At 67.0% G+C, this 14,161-nt stretch carries 14 protein-coding genes; 8 read left to right on the forward strand and 6 right to left on the reverse strand.

What is annotated here, in order from left to right; all coding sequences use genetic code 11:
• Positions 1–38: 38 nt before the first annotated feature.
• On the reverse strand, positions 39–2,369 hold the full coding sequence (locus tag AC1DSA_RS06885) for a DNA translocase FtsK (RefSeq protein WP_477887377.1): 2,331 nt from the start codon (positions 2,367–2,369) through the stop codon (positions 39–41).
• Positions 2,370–2,481: 112 nt separating this feature from the next.
• A complete protein-coding gene (locus AC1DSA_RS06890) occupies positions 2,482–3,156 on the reverse strand; it encodes a Crp/Fnr family transcriptional regulator (RefSeq protein WP_477887379.1) in 675 nt (224 codons plus the stop codon).
• Between the two features lie 158 nt (positions 3,157–3,314).
• Here AC1DSA_RS06890 and trxB point away from each other — a divergent pair, with 158 nt between their 5' ends.
• The 4 genes from trxB to AC1DSA_RS06910 all read left to right on the forward strand — a co-directional run bounded on the left by trxB (position 3,315) and on the right by AC1DSA_RS06910 (position 5,476).
• Entirely contained in the window at positions 3,315–4,265 is a 951-nt protein-coding gene (trxB, locus tag AC1DSA_RS06895) for a thioredoxin-disulfide reductase (protein WP_477887380.1), read from the forward strand.
• A 191-nt stretch (positions 4,266–4,456) separates the two neighbouring features.
• A complete protein-coding gene (gene rpmB, locus AC1DSA_RS06900) occupies positions 4,457–4,690 on the forward strand; it encodes a 50S ribosomal protein L28 (protein WP_477887382.1) in 234 nt (77 codons plus the stop codon).
• An 18-nt stretch (positions 4,691–4,708) separates the two neighbouring features.
• Entirely contained in the window at positions 4,709–4,879 is a 171-nt protein-coding gene (rpmG, locus tag AC1DSA_RS06905; RefSeq protein ID WP_055899695.1) for a 50S ribosomal protein L33, read from the forward strand.
• Positions 4,880–5,053: 174 nt separating this feature from the next.
• The gene (locus AC1DSA_RS06910) at positions 5,054–5,476 is read left to right on the forward strand and encodes a DUF3597 domain-containing protein (protein WP_477887385.1); all 423 of its coding nucleotides are present in this window, start codon (positions 5,054–5,056) and stop codon (positions 5,474–5,476) included.
• Between the two features lie 82 nt (positions 5,477–5,558).
• On the opposite strand, the gene AC1DSA_RS06915 is transcribed toward AC1DSA_RS06910, so the two are convergent.
• From AC1DSA_RS06915 to purN, 3 genes are all read right to left on the reverse strand, one after another.
• Entirely contained in the window at positions 5,559–6,773 is a 1,215-nt protein-coding gene (locus tag AC1DSA_RS06915; RefSeq protein WP_477887387.1) for a DesA family fatty acid desaturase, read from the reverse strand.
• A 107-nt stretch (positions 6,774–6,880) separates the two neighbouring features.
• On the reverse strand, positions 6,881–8,149 hold the full coding sequence (locus tag AC1DSA_RS06920) for an RsmB/NOP family class I SAM-dependent RNA methyltransferase (protein ID WP_477887389.1): 1,269 nt from the start codon (positions 8,147–8,149) through the stop codon (positions 6,881–6,883).
• A gap of 7 nt (positions 8,150–8,156) precedes the next feature.
• Positions 8,157–8,738 (reverse strand): phosphoribosylglycinamide formyltransferase, encoded by a 582-nt coding sequence (purN, locus tag AC1DSA_RS06925; RefSeq protein ID WP_477887391.1) that lies wholly within the window; start codon positions 8,736–8,738, stop codon positions 8,157–8,159.
• A 90-nt stretch (positions 8,739–8,828) separates the two neighbouring features.
• Here purN and AC1DSA_RS06930 point away from each other — a divergent pair, with 90 nt between their 5' ends.
• The 4 genes from AC1DSA_RS06930 (at position 8,829) to AC1DSA_RS06945 (ending at position 13,356) form a co-directional block, all read left to right on the forward strand.
• Positions 8,829–9,509, forward strand: coding sequence for a YceH family protein (locus AC1DSA_RS06930; RefSeq protein WP_477887393.1), 681 nt, complete (start codon positions 8,829–8,831; stop codon positions 9,507–9,509).
• 26 nt (positions 9,510–9,535) lie between these two features.
• On the forward strand, positions 9,536–10,714 hold the full coding sequence (locus AC1DSA_RS06935) for an acyl-CoA dehydrogenase family protein (protein ID WP_477887395.1): 1,179 nt from the start codon (positions 9,536–9,538) through the stop codon (positions 10,712–10,714).
• Between the two features lie 90 nt (positions 10,715–10,804).
• Positions 10,805–11,920: an acyl-CoA dehydrogenase family protein gene (locus tag AC1DSA_RS06940; RefSeq protein ID WP_477887397.1), complete on the forward strand. Its 1,116-nt coding sequence runs from the start codon at positions 10,805–10,807 to the stop codon at positions 11,918–11,920.
• 62 nt (positions 11,921–11,982) lie between these two features.
• Positions 11,983–13,356 carry an alpha/beta fold hydrolase gene (locus AC1DSA_RS06945; RefSeq protein ID WP_477887399.1) on the forward strand — a complete coding sequence of 458 codons (1,374 nt, stop codon included), beginning with the start codon at positions 11,983–11,985 and terminating at the stop codon, positions 13,354–13,356.
• Positions 13,357–13,470: 114 nt separating this feature from the next.
• Here the strand turns inward: AC1DSA_RS06945 and AC1DSA_RS06950 are convergent, their stop codons facing one another.
• Positions 13,471–14,031 (reverse strand): HNH endonuclease, encoded by a 561-nt coding sequence (locus AC1DSA_RS06950; protein WP_477887401.1) that lies wholly within the window; start codon positions 14,029–14,031, stop codon positions 13,471–13,473.
• Positions 14,032–14,161 lie beyond the last annotated feature (130 nt).

Consider the following 14,161-nt stretch of genomic DNA (forward strand, 5'->3'; position numbering starts at 1 on the left):
TTGGGTGGCCGCATGGCGGCGAAGTTCGTTACCGATCGTTATTCAGCTCGGCCGGGGATCAGGATTTCGCGCTGGCCACGGGCGTTCATCGCACTCACCAGGCCCGCCTTCTCCATGGCCTCCAGCAGGTTGGCCGCCTTGTTGTAGCCGATGGCGAGGTGCCGCTGCACCAGCGAGATGCTGGCCTTCTGGTTCTTGAGGACCACTTCGACAGCGCGGTCGTACAGCGGATCGGCCTCTCCGCTGACGTCGCCGCCGCCCCCCGGAACGCCGTCGTCGCCGTCCACCGTGCCGCCCTCCAGCACGCCGTCGATGTAGTTCGGCTCGCCTTGCTGCTTCAGGTAGGACACGACGCGGTGCACTTCCTCGTCGCTCACGAAGGCGCCGTGCACGCGCACCGGCAGGCCGGTGCCGCTGGCCATGTACAGCATGTCGCCCATGCCAAGCAGCGCCTCGGCACCCATCTGGTCCAGGATGGTCCGGCTGTCGATCTTGCTGGACACCTGGAAGGCGATGCGCGTGGGGATGTTGGCCTTGATCAGGCCGGTGATCACGTCGACGCTGGGACGCTGCGTGGCCAGGATCAGGTGGATGCCCGCGGCGCGCGCCTTCTGCGCCAGCCGCGCGATCAACTCCTCGATCTTCTTGCCCACCACCATCATCAGGTCAGCGAGTTCGTCGATCACCACCACGATGTGCGGCAGCCGCTCCAGCGGTTCCGGGCTGTCGGGCGTGAGGCTGAAGGGGTTGTAGATGAACTGTTCCTTTGCCTTCGCCTCGTCGATCTTGTGGTTGTAGCCGGCCAGGTTGCGCACGCCCAGCTTGGACAACAGCTTGTAGCGGCGCTCCATCTCGGCCACGCACCAGGTCAGGCCGTTGGCCGCCTGCTTCATGTCGGTCACCACGGGCGCGAGCAGGTGCGGGATGCCCTCGTAGACCGACATCTCCAGCATCTTGGGGTCGATCATCAGCAGGCGCACGTCGCGCGCCTCGGCCTTGTACAGCAGGCTGAGGATCATCGCGTTGATGCCCACCGACTTGCCCGAGCCGGTGGTGCCGGCGACCAGCACGTGCGGCATCTTGCCCAGGTCCGCGACCACGGGGTTGCCGACGATGTCCTTGCCCAGCCCGATCGTGAGCTGCGACTTGGCTTCGTTGTAGGCGTTGGAGCCCAGGATCTCCGACAGCTTGATCGACTGCCGCTTGGCGTTGGGCAGTTCCAGCGCCATGAAGTTCTTGCCCGGGATCGTCTCGATCACGCGGATGGACACCAGCGACAGCGCCCGCGCCAGGTCCTTCGCCAGGTTGACGACTTGCGAGCCCTTCACGCCCGTGGCCGGCTCGATCTCGTAGCGCGTGATCACGGGGCCGGGCTGGGCCAGCACGACCCGCACCTCGACGCCGAAGTCCTTCAGCTTCTTCTCGATCAGCCGCGAGGTCATCTCCAGCGTGTCGGACGACACCGTCTCCTGCCGGCCCGCGGCGGTGTCGAGCAAGTCCACCTGCGGCAGCTTGCTGTCCGGCATTTCCGAGAACAGCGGCTTCTGGCGTTCCTTGGCGACCCGCTCGCTCTTGGGCACGTCGATCACCACGGGTTCGATCAGCACCGGCGTGGGATGGTGCTCCTCGATCTCCACGCGCTCGACCTGGACCGTTTCCTCGCGCTCGCGCGCCGCCCGCTGTCCCATCGCGATGTCTTCCGCCACTTCGCCCTTTTTCCGGCGCGCCTCGATGAAGCCGTCGATGGCGGCACCGATGCGCTCGGCAACGTGGCTCCAGGAAAAACGGAACACCACCGCGGCGCCCAGCACCAGCAGCGCGATGAACACCAGGCCGGAGCCGGGGAAACCGAGCCAGTTGACGCCCAGGGGGCCGACCAGGTAACCCAGCGCCCCGCCGGCATGGTCCGGCAAGCGTGGCTCGAAGCGATAGAGGCGCGACCACTCCAGCCCCGTGCTCGCGGCCAGCACCACCGCCAGGCCGACCCAGAACGCCAGGCGGCCGTGCAGCCAGCGCTTGCCGGTCACCGGTGGCGCCGGGTCGTCCGCGCGCATCCAGCGCGCCAGGGAAGCCATCCAGGCCCGCACGCCGGCGATCACGCACCACCACACCGAGTACCCGAGCAGGAAGAAGCCGCCATCCGCGAGCCAGGCGCCAAGCCGCCCGCCCCAGTTCCGGATGGCCCCGCCGTCGCCGGAAGTCGAAAAGCCGGGATCGGCGGGCGAGTGGCTCACCAGCGCAAGCAGCCAGAACACGAGGGCGGCGGCGCCGAGGACCAGCGCCGTTTCATGGGCGAACCGGGCGAGGCCAGCACGCGGAGCGGATGCGGCCGGGGCCGCATCCGACAGGGTATGGAGCGAATACGTCATGCGCACTCGCGAGCTTAGCGCAGCGGACGAGCCGCCCACCGCGTCATCTCGGGAGGTAGCCCGGATCCATGGCAGTGAACCAACACTTCGTGGTGCGCGGCAGGAAGGCGGATCAGCCCAGCGTGGTCAGCCGGTCCTTGACCAGCATGGAGCCGTCTTCACGGGTTTCGATGAAGCCGCGGTCCTCCAGGTCCTTCATCACGCGGCTGACCATCTCACGGGAGGCGCCGACCATCTTGGCGATGTCCTGGCGCGAGATGCGTTCGCGGATGGTCATGAGGCCTTCGCGATCGGGCTGCGCGAATTCGAGCAGCGCCCGCGCCACGCGGCCGTACACGTCCATCAGCGCGAGCGATTCGATCTTGCGGTCCGCGTGCCGCAGGCGCTGCACCAGGCCCTTCATGATCGCGTACGACATGGAGCTGTTCTCGGGAAGGCAGCGCGCGAATTCGGCGCGTCCGAGCGTCAGCATGTCGGTCTGCACTTCCGCGCGGCAGGTGGCGGAGTGCGGCTCGTTGTCGATCAGGCTCATCTCGCCGATGTAGTCGCCGGGATTCAGCGTGGCCAGGATGACTTCGCGGCCGCGCTTGTCGGACGTGACCACGCGCACCCGGCCGGTCAGGATGATGAACAGGGTGTTGGTCTTCTCGCCCTGCTCCACGATGGTTTCACCCCGCTTGAAGCGGCGCTTGACGACGGCGTCGGCCACCGATTCCGCCTGGCTGGAGGTCAGCAGGGCAAACAACGGGACCCGGCGGATCAACTCCAGGTTCGACAGCATCGACATGTTTCAAATCCCTCCTGCTCGGCGGCCGGCCATGGGTTCTTACAATCGCCCTGATTGAGAACCCGCAAGCAACGCGCAACCACGCACGCTTGATACTTCTCGAATCGGCCAGAAATGTACACCGACCTGTCGCGTTTATCACACAGGTTTCTCTCACCATGACCAACAAGCACGCCAAAGTATTGATCCTCGGTTCCGGCCCCGCCGGCTACACCGCCGCCGTCTACGCAGCGCGCGCGAACCTGAATCCCTTGCTCATCACGGGCATCGCGCAGGGCGGGCAGCTGATGACGACCACCGATGTCGACAACTGGCCGGCCGACGTGCACGGCGTGCAGGGTCCGGAGCTGATGCAGCGCTTCCTGGAGCACGCGGAGCGCTTCAAGACCGAGATCGTCTTCGACCACATCAACAAGGTCGACTTCGCCAAGCGCCCTTTCGTGCTCACAGGCGATAGCGGGACTTACACCTGTGACGCGTTGATCATTGCCACCGGCGCCTCCGCGCAGTACCTGGGCCTGCCCTCCGAGCAGGAGTTCATGGGCAAGGGCGTCAGCGCCTGCGCCACCTGCGACGGCTTCTTCTACCGCGACGAGGTCACATGCGTCATCGGCGGCGGCAACACCGCCGTGGAAGAAGCGCTGTATCTCTCCAACATCGCGAAGAAGGTGTACCTCGTGCACCGCCGGGACAAGTTCCGCGCCGAGCCGATCTTGGTCGACAAGATGATGCAGCGGGTCGCCGAAGGCAAGATCGAGCTGAAGCTGTTCAAGACCCTGGACCAGGTGCTGGGCGACGCCACCGGAGTGACCGGAATTCGCCTGAAGGACGCGAAGTCCGGCGCGACCGAGGACGTCGAACTCAAAGGCTGCTTCATCGCCATCGGCCATCGCCCCAACACGGAGATCTTCCAGGGACAGCTGGAGATGAAGGATGGCTACATCCTCACCCGGGCGGGACTGGCAGGCTTCGCGACAATGACCAGCGTGCCGGGCGTGTTCGCCGCCGGCGACGTGCAGGACCACATCTACCGGCAGGCGATCACCAGCGCCGGCACGGGCTGCATGGCCGCCCTGGACGCCCAGCGATTCCTGGAACAAGCGCAGTAGCCGGCCCTTCCAGTGCGCCCGCGGAACCGGCTTTGCCGGGCCGCTGGGGGCGCCCCTTGAGGGGAGGCGGCGCAGCCGCTTCGGGGGTGGGCTATAATCTTGGGCTTCGCCGGATTTCCGGCCGGTTACCGCCCCCGTCAGGGCGAGGTGAGCCCCTCACGTGAGTGACGGGCGGACATGGAGAGTTTCAGATGGCACGCGTCTGCGACGTGACGGGCAAGGGCCCGATGGTGGGGAACAACGTCTCCCACGCCAACAACAAGACCAAGCGCCGGTTCCTGCCGAACCTGCAATACCGCCGTTTCTGGGTCGAGAGCGAGAACCGCTGGGTGCGCCTGCGCGTCTCCAGCGCCGCGCTGCGCCTGATCGACAAGAACGGTATCGACGCTGTGCTGGCGGACATGCGCGCCCGCGGCCAGGCTTAATCCACAAGGAGCAGCACCATGGCTAGCAAAGGCGGACGCGAGAAGATCAAGCTGGAGTCCACGGCCGGTACCGGTCACTTCTACACGACCAGCAAGAACAAGAAGACGATGCCCGAGAAGATGTCGATCATGAAGTTCGACCCGAAGGCTCGCAAGCACGTCGAATACAAGGAAACCAAGCTCAAGTAATCGAGCTTGCCTTGTTGGAAAAGCCCCGCATCGCGGGGCTTTTTCGTTTCCGGCCCGTGCGTCGCCCCTTGCCAGCCGACGCCCCGAAAACCGCGCGCTGCTTTCCGACATGCCCAGCCATGGAGCCGCTTCCATGATGGTGGCGGCAATCCCGCCAGCGTCACGGAGAACCCCATGAGCATTCTCGGCAAGATCTTCGGCCGAATCTTTCCCCACGCGAACGCCGGCCAGGCACCCGCTGCGACGCAAGGCTCGCCTACCCCAGCCGCGCCGGCCAAGCCCGCGTCGCAAGCCCAGGCCGCACCGGGCCAGCCCGCCGGCGCCGCCGTGACGATGGAACGCGTGGACATCGAGCAGGTGCTGGACGGCATGGCCGCCAGCAACCAGCAGAAATTGAACTGGCGCACCTCCATCGTCGACCTGATGAAGCTGGTCGGCATGGACAGCACGCTGCAGGAACGAAAGGAGTTGGCGGACGAACTGGGCTACACCGGTGACAAGGGCGACACCGCCGCCATGAACGTCTGGCTGCACAAGCAGGTGATGCAGAAGCTCGCCGAGAACGGCGGCAAGGTGCCCGCCAACCTGATGGACTGAGCGCGCGTTGCGGGCTCCAGCGCGGAGCCCCAAAAAGAACAAGGCCCCGTCAGGGGCCTTGTTCTCACCTTTGCCGAAGGCGTTACGCGTGCGCGGCGCGCAGCTTTAGCGAGAACTGGCGCAGCGCCTCGATTCCGCTTTCTTCCGCACGGCGGCACCAGGCCTGGAGATCGACGGCGAGCTGTTCGCGCGAATGGTTCGTGTTGAGCCACATCTGGCGAAGCTCTTCCCGCATGCTGGCCATCTTGTCCAGCGCAGGGTGCGCCGCGCGCACCTGGGCCAGCTGCTGCTTGGCGGCAGCCGGCACGCGCTCATCGTCGCGGTGCAGCCAGCGCTTGGCGGCCTTGAGCATCGCGGAGTCCTGGCCCTTGGCCTTGAGCTGGTCGATCTCGACCTTGCAGGCGCGGCGCATTTCGCGGGCGTATCCGGCCATCACCTCGTAGCGGTTGGCGATCACCGCCTCCAGCGTCTTCTCGTCCGCCACCGGCTTGATGCTGCCCAGGCGCAGCTTGGGCGGCACCTTCTTCACGGTGGCCAGGCCCAGCTTCTGCATCACGCTGATGTAGATCCAGCCGATGTCGAATTCGTAGGGCTTGACCGAGAACTTGGCCGACGTCGGGTAGGTGTGGTGGTTGTTGTGCAGCTCTTCGCCACCAATGATGATCCCCCACGGGGAGATGTTGGTGCTGGCGTCCGGCGCCTCGAAGTTGCGGTAGCCCCAGTAGTGGCCGATGCCGTTGATGATGCCGGCGGCGGACACGGGGATCCAGGCCATCTGCACCGCCCACACGGCCGCACCGGCCGCACCGAACAGGGCCAGGTCGATGATCAGCATCAGGCCCACGCCCTGCCAGCTGTAGCGGGTGTACAGGTTGCGCTCGATCCAGTCGTTCGGCGTGCCATGGCCGAACTTGGCGATGGTTTCCTGGTTCTTCGCTTCCGCACGGTAGAGCTCCGACCCCTGCCAGAACACGGTGTCGATGCCGCGCGTCTGCGGGCTGTGCGGGTCGTCCGGCGTCTCGCACTTCGCGTGGTGCTTGCGGTGGATCGCCACCCATTCCTTGGTGACCATGCCGGTGCCGAGCCACAGCCAGAAGCGGAAGAAGTGGGACGGAATGGCGTGCAGGTCCATGGCCCGGTGGGCCTGGGTGCGGTGCAGGAAGATGGTGACGCCAGCGATGGTGATATGGGTGGTCACCAGCGTGTACAGCACGATCTGCCACCAGGACAGATCCCAGAGACCGTTGGCGAGCCAGTCGATCGCCGCGTTCAGGACGGCCCAATCGGGAAGCAACATGAAGGGTGAATCTCTTTCGCGTGAGCAGGAGCCCGCAGGACATCCCTGCGTGCGTGTAGGACGGATTTTACGGGTTGGGGTTCCCCCCTAGGAACAATCTTTTGACGTCAGGGCTGGACTTTTTCCCAGGCCGCGGCGTAGAAGCCGTCGGTCGCGTGGCGATGCGGCCAGAGGCGCAGGTCCTGGCCCCCCTCACTGCAGAGGCTGGCGGCGCCGTCCACTTTCGCGTTTTCCAGCAGTTCCTGCACGGAAAGCCGCCGAAATGCAGGATGAGCCGCAGAAAATGCCGCGGCGATGTCCTCGTTCTCGGCCCGCAGCAGGCTGCAGGTGGCGTAGACGATCCGACCGTCCGGCTTGAGCAGCCGGGCCGCGCTGTCCAGGATGGCGGCCTGCTTGGCCGTCAGCTCCGCCAAAGCTTGCGGCGACTGGCGCCACTTCAGGTCGGGGTTGCGGCGCAGGGTGCCGAGGCCCGAGCACGGCGCATCCACGATCACCCGGTCGATCTTGCCGGCCAGGCGCTTGATGCGTTCGTCGCGCTCGTGGGCGATCGCCGCGGGATGCACGTTGGACAGCTTGCTGCGGGCCAGCCGCGGCTTCAGGTTGTCCAGCCGGTGCGCGGACACGTCGAAGGCATACAGCCGCCCGGTGTTGCGCATGGCCGCGCCCAGCGCGAGGGTCTTGCCGCCGGCGCCGGCGCAGAAGTCCACCACCATCTGGCCGCGGCGCGCATCGGCCAGCAGAGCCAGCAACTGCGAGCCTTCGTCCTGCACCTCGATGGCGCCGCGCGCGAACGCGTCGAGCTTGGTCAGTGCGGGCTTGCCGTCCACGCGCAGGCCCCAGGGCGAAAAGAGCGTGGGACGGGAGGGAATGCCGGCGAGCTGCAGTTCGCGGCGCACGTCGTCCCGCTTGTCGGTCAGGGCATTCACCCGCAAGTCCAGCGGCGCCGGCTGGTTGAGGGCCTCGACGAGCGGCCAGAACTCTGCGCCCAGTTGCGCTTTCAGCGGCTCGACCAGCCACTCGGGCATGTTGTGGCGGTGCCGCTCGGACAGCGTGGATGGGTCCACTGCGTCGCATTGGTCGAGCCAGCTCTTCTCCTGCTCAGTCAGCGCGCTTTTGAGGAAGTCGCGCGGTCCGGCGAAGCCCAGGATGGCGAGGCGCCGCTCGCGCGGGCCGCTGCCCGAACCGGCGAAATGCTCGAACAGCAGCTTCCTGCGCAGCACCGTGTACGCGGTCTCGGCAAGTGTCGCGCGCTCGCGCGGGCCGAGCGAGCGGTGCTCGCGGAAATACCGCGAGACGATCGCGTCGGCGGGATGGTCGAATCTCAGGACCTGCGCGACCAGGTCGGCGCACGCGTCCAGCAAGGCCTTGGGATGCATGCGGGTCCTACAGCGTGGGCAACAGTTGCGCGACGGCGCGCGGATAGATCACGTGTTCCTGCGTGAGCACGCGGGCGGCCAGGATCTGCGGCGTGTCGCCGGGCAGGACCGGAACCACGGCCTGCGCCAGGATGGGCCCGTGATCGAGCTCCGTGGTCACCTGGTGCACCGTGGCGCCGGCGAAGCGGCAGCCGGCTTCCAGCGCGCGCTGGTGGGTGTGCAGGCCAGGAAACGCCGGAAGCAACGAAGGATGTATGTTCAGCAGCCGGCCCTGGTAGCGCGCCACGAAGGCCGGCGTGAGGATGCGCATGAAGCCGGCCAGCACCACGAGCGCCGGCTCGTGGCGATCGATCGCCGCCGCAAGCGCTTCGTCGAAGGCTTCGCGCGCGGCGTAGTGCCGGTGGTCCACCACTTCGGTGGCGATGCCCTGCTCCCGGGCGAACGCCAGGCCCCCGGCATCCGCCCGGTTGCTGACCACCGCGCGCACTTCGGCGCCGTAGAGCTTGGCCCATTGCTCGCGTTGGGCCGCGCGCACAATGGCGGCCATGTTGGAGCCCCCGCCGGAGATCAGGATCACGATGTTCTTCATTTGGCCCGCGATTATCCCAGCCACCCGCGCCGGATCCCGCCCGGCCGCAACAGGGGGATCGCTCACCGCGGTGCGTCGCAGGGAGGTGGAATGATCTCGCCGCTGACCCTGGCCGAGGCGCGCGTGCTCGGTACGCTGATGGAAAAGGCCCGCACGGTGCCCGACAGCTACCCGATGACGCTCAACGGGCTGGTGGCGGGATGCAACCAGAAGAGCAGCCGCGATCCCATCACGCAACTCGCCGAAGCGGAAGTTCAGGAAGCGCTCGACGGCCTCAAGCGCCGGTCGCTCGCGTTCGCCACCAGCGGCAACCGCGTGATGCGATGGGAGCACAACTTCCAGCGCGCGATGGTCGTGCCCGAACAGTCGGCGGTGCTGCTTGGCCTGTTGATGCTGCGCGGGCCGCAGACCGCGGGCGAGCTGCGCATCCACAGCGACCGTTGGTACCGCTTTGCCGACATCAGTTCGGTCGAAGGATTCCTGGAGGAGATGCGGGATCGCAGCGAGGAAAAGGGCGGCGCCCTGGTGGTGCAACTGCCCCGCGGACCCGGCTCGCGGGAGGCGCGCTGGGCCCACCTGCTCTGCGGTCCGGTCGACCTGGGGGCGGCAGCGGCCGCCGTCGAAGAAAGTTCGGCGCCCGAGGGCGGGCTGGCGGCACGTGTCGCCGCATTGGAAAATGAGGTTGCGCAACTGCGCGCCGTCGTTGCGGACCTGGCCTCGCAGCTGGGTTTGTCACCACCTGGACAGCCCGAATCGAACGACCGTGCTTAAATTACCGATTGCTCCGGAGACACCCCATGGATCTTGCATTCACCCCTGAAGAACAGAAGTTCCGCGAGGAGGTCCGCGCCTGGGTGCGCGCCAACCTTCCGCAAGAGATCGCGCACAAGGTGCACAACGCCCTGCACCTCACTCGAGACGACATGCAGCGCTGGGCCAAGATCCTTGGCAAGAAGGGCTGGCTGGGCTACGGCTGGCCGAAGGAATTCGGCGGCCCGGGCTGGACCGCGGTGCAGAAGCACCTGTTCGAGGAAGAGACCGCGCTGGCCGGCGCGCCGCGCATCATTCCCTTCGGCCCCGTGATGGTAGCGCCCGTGATCATGGCCTTCGGCTCGCCCGAACAGCAGAAGCGCTTCCTGCCCGGCATCGCCAGCGGCGAAGTCTGGTGGAGCCAGGGCTACAGCGAGCCGGGATCGGGTTCCGACCTGGCGTCGCTGAAGACCCGCGCCGAGCGCAAGGGCGACAAGTACATCGTCAACGGCCAGAAGACCTGGACGACGCTGGCCCAGTACGGCGAGTGGATCTTCTGCCTGGTGCGCACGTCCACCGAGGGCAAGCCGCAGACCGGCATCTCCTTCCTGCTGATCGACATGAAGTCGCCCGGCGTCACGGTGCGCCCGATCATCATGCTGGACGGCGGCCACGAGGTGAACGAGGTGTTCTTCGATAACGTCGAAGTGCCGGCCGAGAACCTGATCGGCGAGGAGAACAAGGGCTGGACCTACGCCAAGCACCTGCTCTCCCACGAGCGCACCAACATCGCCGACGTCAACCGCGCCAAGCGCGAGCTCGAGCGCCTCAAGCGCATCGCCAAGAGCGAGGGTGTGTACACCGACACGCGCTTCCGCGACGAGATCGCCAGGCTCGAAGTCGACATCGTGGCGCTGGAGATGCTGGTGCTGCGGGTGCTGTCGGCCGAGAAATCGGGCAAGAACCCGCTGGACATCGCCGGCCTGCTGAAGATCAAGGGCAGCGAGATCCAGCAGCGCTACACGGAACTGATGATGCTGGCCGCGGGCCCGTTCGCGGCACCCTTCATCAAGGAAGCAATGGAGGCCGGTTACCAGGGCGACTACGTGGGTGCTGCCTACATCGCGCCGCTGGCGGCGAGCTACTTCAACATGCGCAAGACCACCATCTACGGCGGTTCCAACGAAGTGCAGCGCAACATCGTCTCGCAGACGGTGTTGGGCTAAAGCCCAACACCGTCCGGGACGGGCCCGTACGTCGCTCCCCCCAGCCCCCTCCGAGAGGGGGCTCCAGCCAGACGAATGCAGGAGATATTCATGGATTTCAATTTCAGCGACGACCAGGAACAGCTGCGCGACGCGGTGCGCAAGTGGGTGGACCGCAGCTACGGCTTCGAACGCCGGCAAGGCATCACCAAGGCAGGCGGCTTCGACCGTGCCGCCTACGGCGAACTGGCCGAACTGGGCCTGACCGGCCTGTACGTCAGCGAAGACCACGGCGGCATGGCCATGGGCCCCGTCGAGGCGATGGTGGTGCTGGAGGAACTCGGGCGCGGCATCGTGCTGGAGCCGCTGGCGCAGACGCTGATCGCCAGCGGCGTGCTCGGAGGCTATGCACCGGACGCTGTGAAGGCGCAATGGTTGCCGAGGGTCGCCTCCGGCGAGGCCCTCGTCGTGCTCGCCTACCTGGAACGCAAGGCGCGCTACCGCCTCGACCAGTGCGAGGCGCAGGCCACGCAGGCGGGCAGCGGCTGGAAGGTCTCCGGCGACAAGAGCATCGTGCCGGCCGGCGACCAGGCGGACGCCTTCCTCGTGCCGGCCAGGGCCGGCGGCAAGATGGCGCTGTTCCTGGTGGAACGCACGGCCCAGGGCGTCTCCACCCGCGGCTATCCCACCATGGACGGAGGGCGCGCGGCCGAAGTGAGCCTGCGCGATGCGGCCGCGACCCTGGTCACGCAGGACGGCATGCCCGCGCTGGAACATGCCGTCGACATCGGCATCGCCTGCACCTGCGCGGAAGCAGTCGGCGTGATCGACAGGACGATGCAGCTCACCGCCGAATACATGAACACACGCAAGCAGTTCGGCGTGACGCTGGCCACCTTCCAGGCCCTGCGCCACCGCATGGCCGACATGAAGATGCAGCAGGAACTGGCCCGTTCCATGAGCTACTACGCCTCGCTGAAACTCAACGCGCCGGCGGAAGAACGCCGCCGGGCGATGGCGCGCGCCAAGTACCAGCTGGGCGTCGCCATGCGCTTCGTCGGCCAGAATTCGGTGCAGCTGCATGGCGGCATCGGCGTGACGGACGAATACGTAGGCAGCCACTACTTCAAGAAGCTCACGCAGCTGGAACTGGCCTACGGCGACACGCTGCACCACCTGGGCGAAGTGTCCGAAAGGATGCAGGACACCGCGGGCGTGTTCGCCTGACAGGGTTGCCCCCCACAACGCCCGCGGCCCCGCGGGCGTTTTCGTTTGCAGGAGACAAGAACATGACCACCCGCCGCAACTTCCTTGCGCTCTCCGGCGCGCTCCTCACCACCGCCTGCGCCACCAGCCCCTCCATGACCGAGCCGCATCCGCCCATCGTCTTCGTGCACGGCAACGGCGACACTGCCGCGCTGTGGCAGACCACGCTCTGGCGGTTCGAATCCAACGGCTGGCCCCGCGAGCGCCTGCACGCCATCGACGTTCCCTACCCGCTGGCGCGCGACGACGACGGCAAGCCGCAGCCGGGACGCACCTCCACGGCGGAACACATGGCCTTCCTGCGCGCCGAGGTCGACAAGGTGCTGCAGGCCACCGGCGCGCAGCAGGTGGTGCTGGTCGGCAATTCGCGCGGCGGCAACGCCATCCGCAACTACGTCCTGAACGGCGGCGGCGCCGCCAAGGTGAGCCACGCGGTGCTCGGTGGCGTGCCGAACCACGGCGTGTGGAACGTTGCAGGCCGCGCGCCCGGCAGCGAATTCGCCGGCAACGGCTCCTTCCTGCAGGCGCTGAACGCGCCCAAGAACGCCGCGGGCGACGAGGTCACCGGCCCGGTGAAGTGGCTGACCATCCGCTCCGACAGCAACGACAAGTACGCGCAGCCCACCGGCCAGTGGATCGGCGACCGCAACCTGCAGACGGGCGTCACCTACGCCGGACCGGAGTTGAAGGGCGCCACCAACGTGGTGATCCCCCACCTGGACCACCGCGAGACGGCGTTCTCGGCCAGCGCCTTCGAGGCGGCCTATCGCTTCATCACCGGCAAGCCGCCGGCGACTCTGACGATCGTGCCGGAGCATCCCGTGAGCCTGTCCGGCAAGGTCAGCGGCATGGGGGTGTCGTCCACTGACCCCGCCAGCGGCAACTTCGCGAACAACCTGCCGCTGCCGGGCGCGCGGCTGGAGATCTTCGCGATCGATCCGGGCACCGCTGAGCGCCGCGGCCCACTGGCGCACAGCCAAGTGATTGGCAGCGACGGTGCCTGGGGACCGTTCATCGCGGAGCGCAACACGCCGTACGAATTCGTCGTGGCGGCGCCGGGCTATGCCACCACGCACATCTACCGCAGTCCCTTCCCCCGCTCCAGCCAGGTGGTCCACATGCGCCCGGAACGGATTCCCGAAGCCGATCGCGCGGGTCCGTCCCTCGTCATCCTGACCCGGCCGCGCGGCTACTTCGACCCGGGTCGCGACCGCATGGCGTTCGACGGCCAGAACCCGCCCCCGGGAGCCTTGCCGGGGGCCGGCGTCTCGAGTTCGCGCATCAAGCCCACGGGGCCGCAGCGCACGGTGGTGGCGGATTTCAACGGGGAGAGGCTGGTCGGCCGCACTTGGCCGACGGCGAACAACGAGGTGTCGGTGCTGGAGCTGACGTATTGAGCAGCGCTGGGGTTCGCCTTCGGGCTCACCACCAGCCTACGGTGCCTGCCCGGCCGTAGGCTGGGGTGACGCAAGGAACCCCAGCGATGCGCGAAGCGCGGGCTGGCCCTGCGCCTAAGCGTCGTGCAGCCGCGAGTTCTTGGGCAGGTGCGCCATCAGGAACTCCATCTGGTCCGCCAGGATGCGGCGGTTGCGCAGGATGAAGTCCTCCCACAGGCTGGGCACGTAGGGCGTGTAGACCAGGGACATGCCTGCCTGCTCCGGCGTGCGGCTGCCCTTGCGATGGTTGCAGGCGCGGCAGGCCGTCACGACGTTCATCCAGTGGTCGCGGCCGTTCTGCGCGAAGGGAACGATGTGCTCCCGCGTCAGCTCATCTTCGTGGTATTCGTCGCCGCAGTAGGCGCAGACGTTGCGGTCGCGAGCGAACAGCTTGCCGTTGGTGAGGCCCGGCTTCAGTTCGAAGGGATTGATGTTCGGCACGCCCTTGGTGCCGATGATGCTGTTGACCGCGATGATCGACTGCTGGCCGCTCTCGGCGTTGATGCCGCCCCGGAACACGGCCACCTCCGCCCCTGCCTCCCAGCGCACCTGGTCGGCGGCGTAGTGCAGCACGGCCTGCTCCAGTGAAATCCACGACTGGGGCAGTCCTTGGGCGGACAGCTTCAAGACCTTCAAAACGCGCCTCCATTCAACGACGAACAGACCGACAGCGCCTCGCGGCAGCGTGAGAGACAATATACCGTGTTTTCGTGACGCACCCGTAGCAGGCCATGCGTGCGTTGGCGGTGTCCAACGGACCTCGGCT

Source organism: Ramlibacter sp. P4_H7, assembly GCF_056400765.1.

Coding starts and splice junctions, on each gene's coding strand:
- trxB (WP_477887380.1), top strand. CDS start 3,315: ATGACCAACAAGCACGCCAAAGTATTGATCCTCGGTTCCGGCCCCGCC.
- rpmG (WP_055899695.1), top strand. CDS start 4,709: ATGGCTAGCAAAGGCGGACGCGAGAAGATCAAGCTGGAGTCCACGGCC.
- AC1DSA_RS06890 (WP_477887379.1), bottom strand. CDS start 3,156: ATGTCGATGCTGTCGAACCTGGAGTTGATCCGCCGGGTCCCGTTGTTT.
- AC1DSA_RS06945 (WP_477887399.1), top strand. CDS start 11,983: ATGACCACCCGCCGCAACTTCCTTGCGCTCTCCGGCGCGCTCCTCACC.
- AC1DSA_RS06915 (WP_477887387.1), bottom strand. CDS start 6,773: ATGTTGCTTCCCGATTGGGCCGTCCTGAACGCGGCGATCGACTGGCTC.
- purN (WP_477887391.1), bottom strand. CDS start 8,738: ATGAAGAACATCGTGATCCTGATCTCCGGCGGGGGCTCCAACATGGCC.
- AC1DSA_RS06940 (WP_477887397.1), top strand. CDS start 10,805: ATGGATTTCAATTTCAGCGACGACCAGGAACAGCTGCGCGACGCGGTG.
- AC1DSA_RS06885 (WP_477887377.1), bottom strand. CDS start 2,369: ATGACGTATTCGCTCCATACCCTGTCGGATGCGGCCCCGGCCGCATCC.
- AC1DSA_RS06910 (WP_477887385.1), top strand. CDS start 5,054: ATGAGCATTCTCGGCAAGATCTTCGGCCGAATCTTTCCCCACGCGAAC.
- AC1DSA_RS06935 (WP_477887395.1), top strand. CDS start 9,536: ATGGATCTTGCATTCACCCCTGAAGAACAGAAGTTCCGCGAGGAGGTC.
- AC1DSA_RS06920 (WP_477887389.1), bottom strand. CDS start 8,149: ATGCATCCCAAGGCCTTGCTGGACGCGTGCGCCGACCTGGTCGCGCAG.
- AC1DSA_RS06930 (WP_477887393.1), top strand. CDS start 8,829: ATGATCTCGCCGCTGACCCTGGCCGAGGCGCGCGTGCTCGGTACGCTG.
- rpmB (WP_477887382.1), top strand. CDS start 4,457: ATGGCACGCGTCTGCGACGTGACGGGCAAGGGCCCGATGGTGGGGAAC.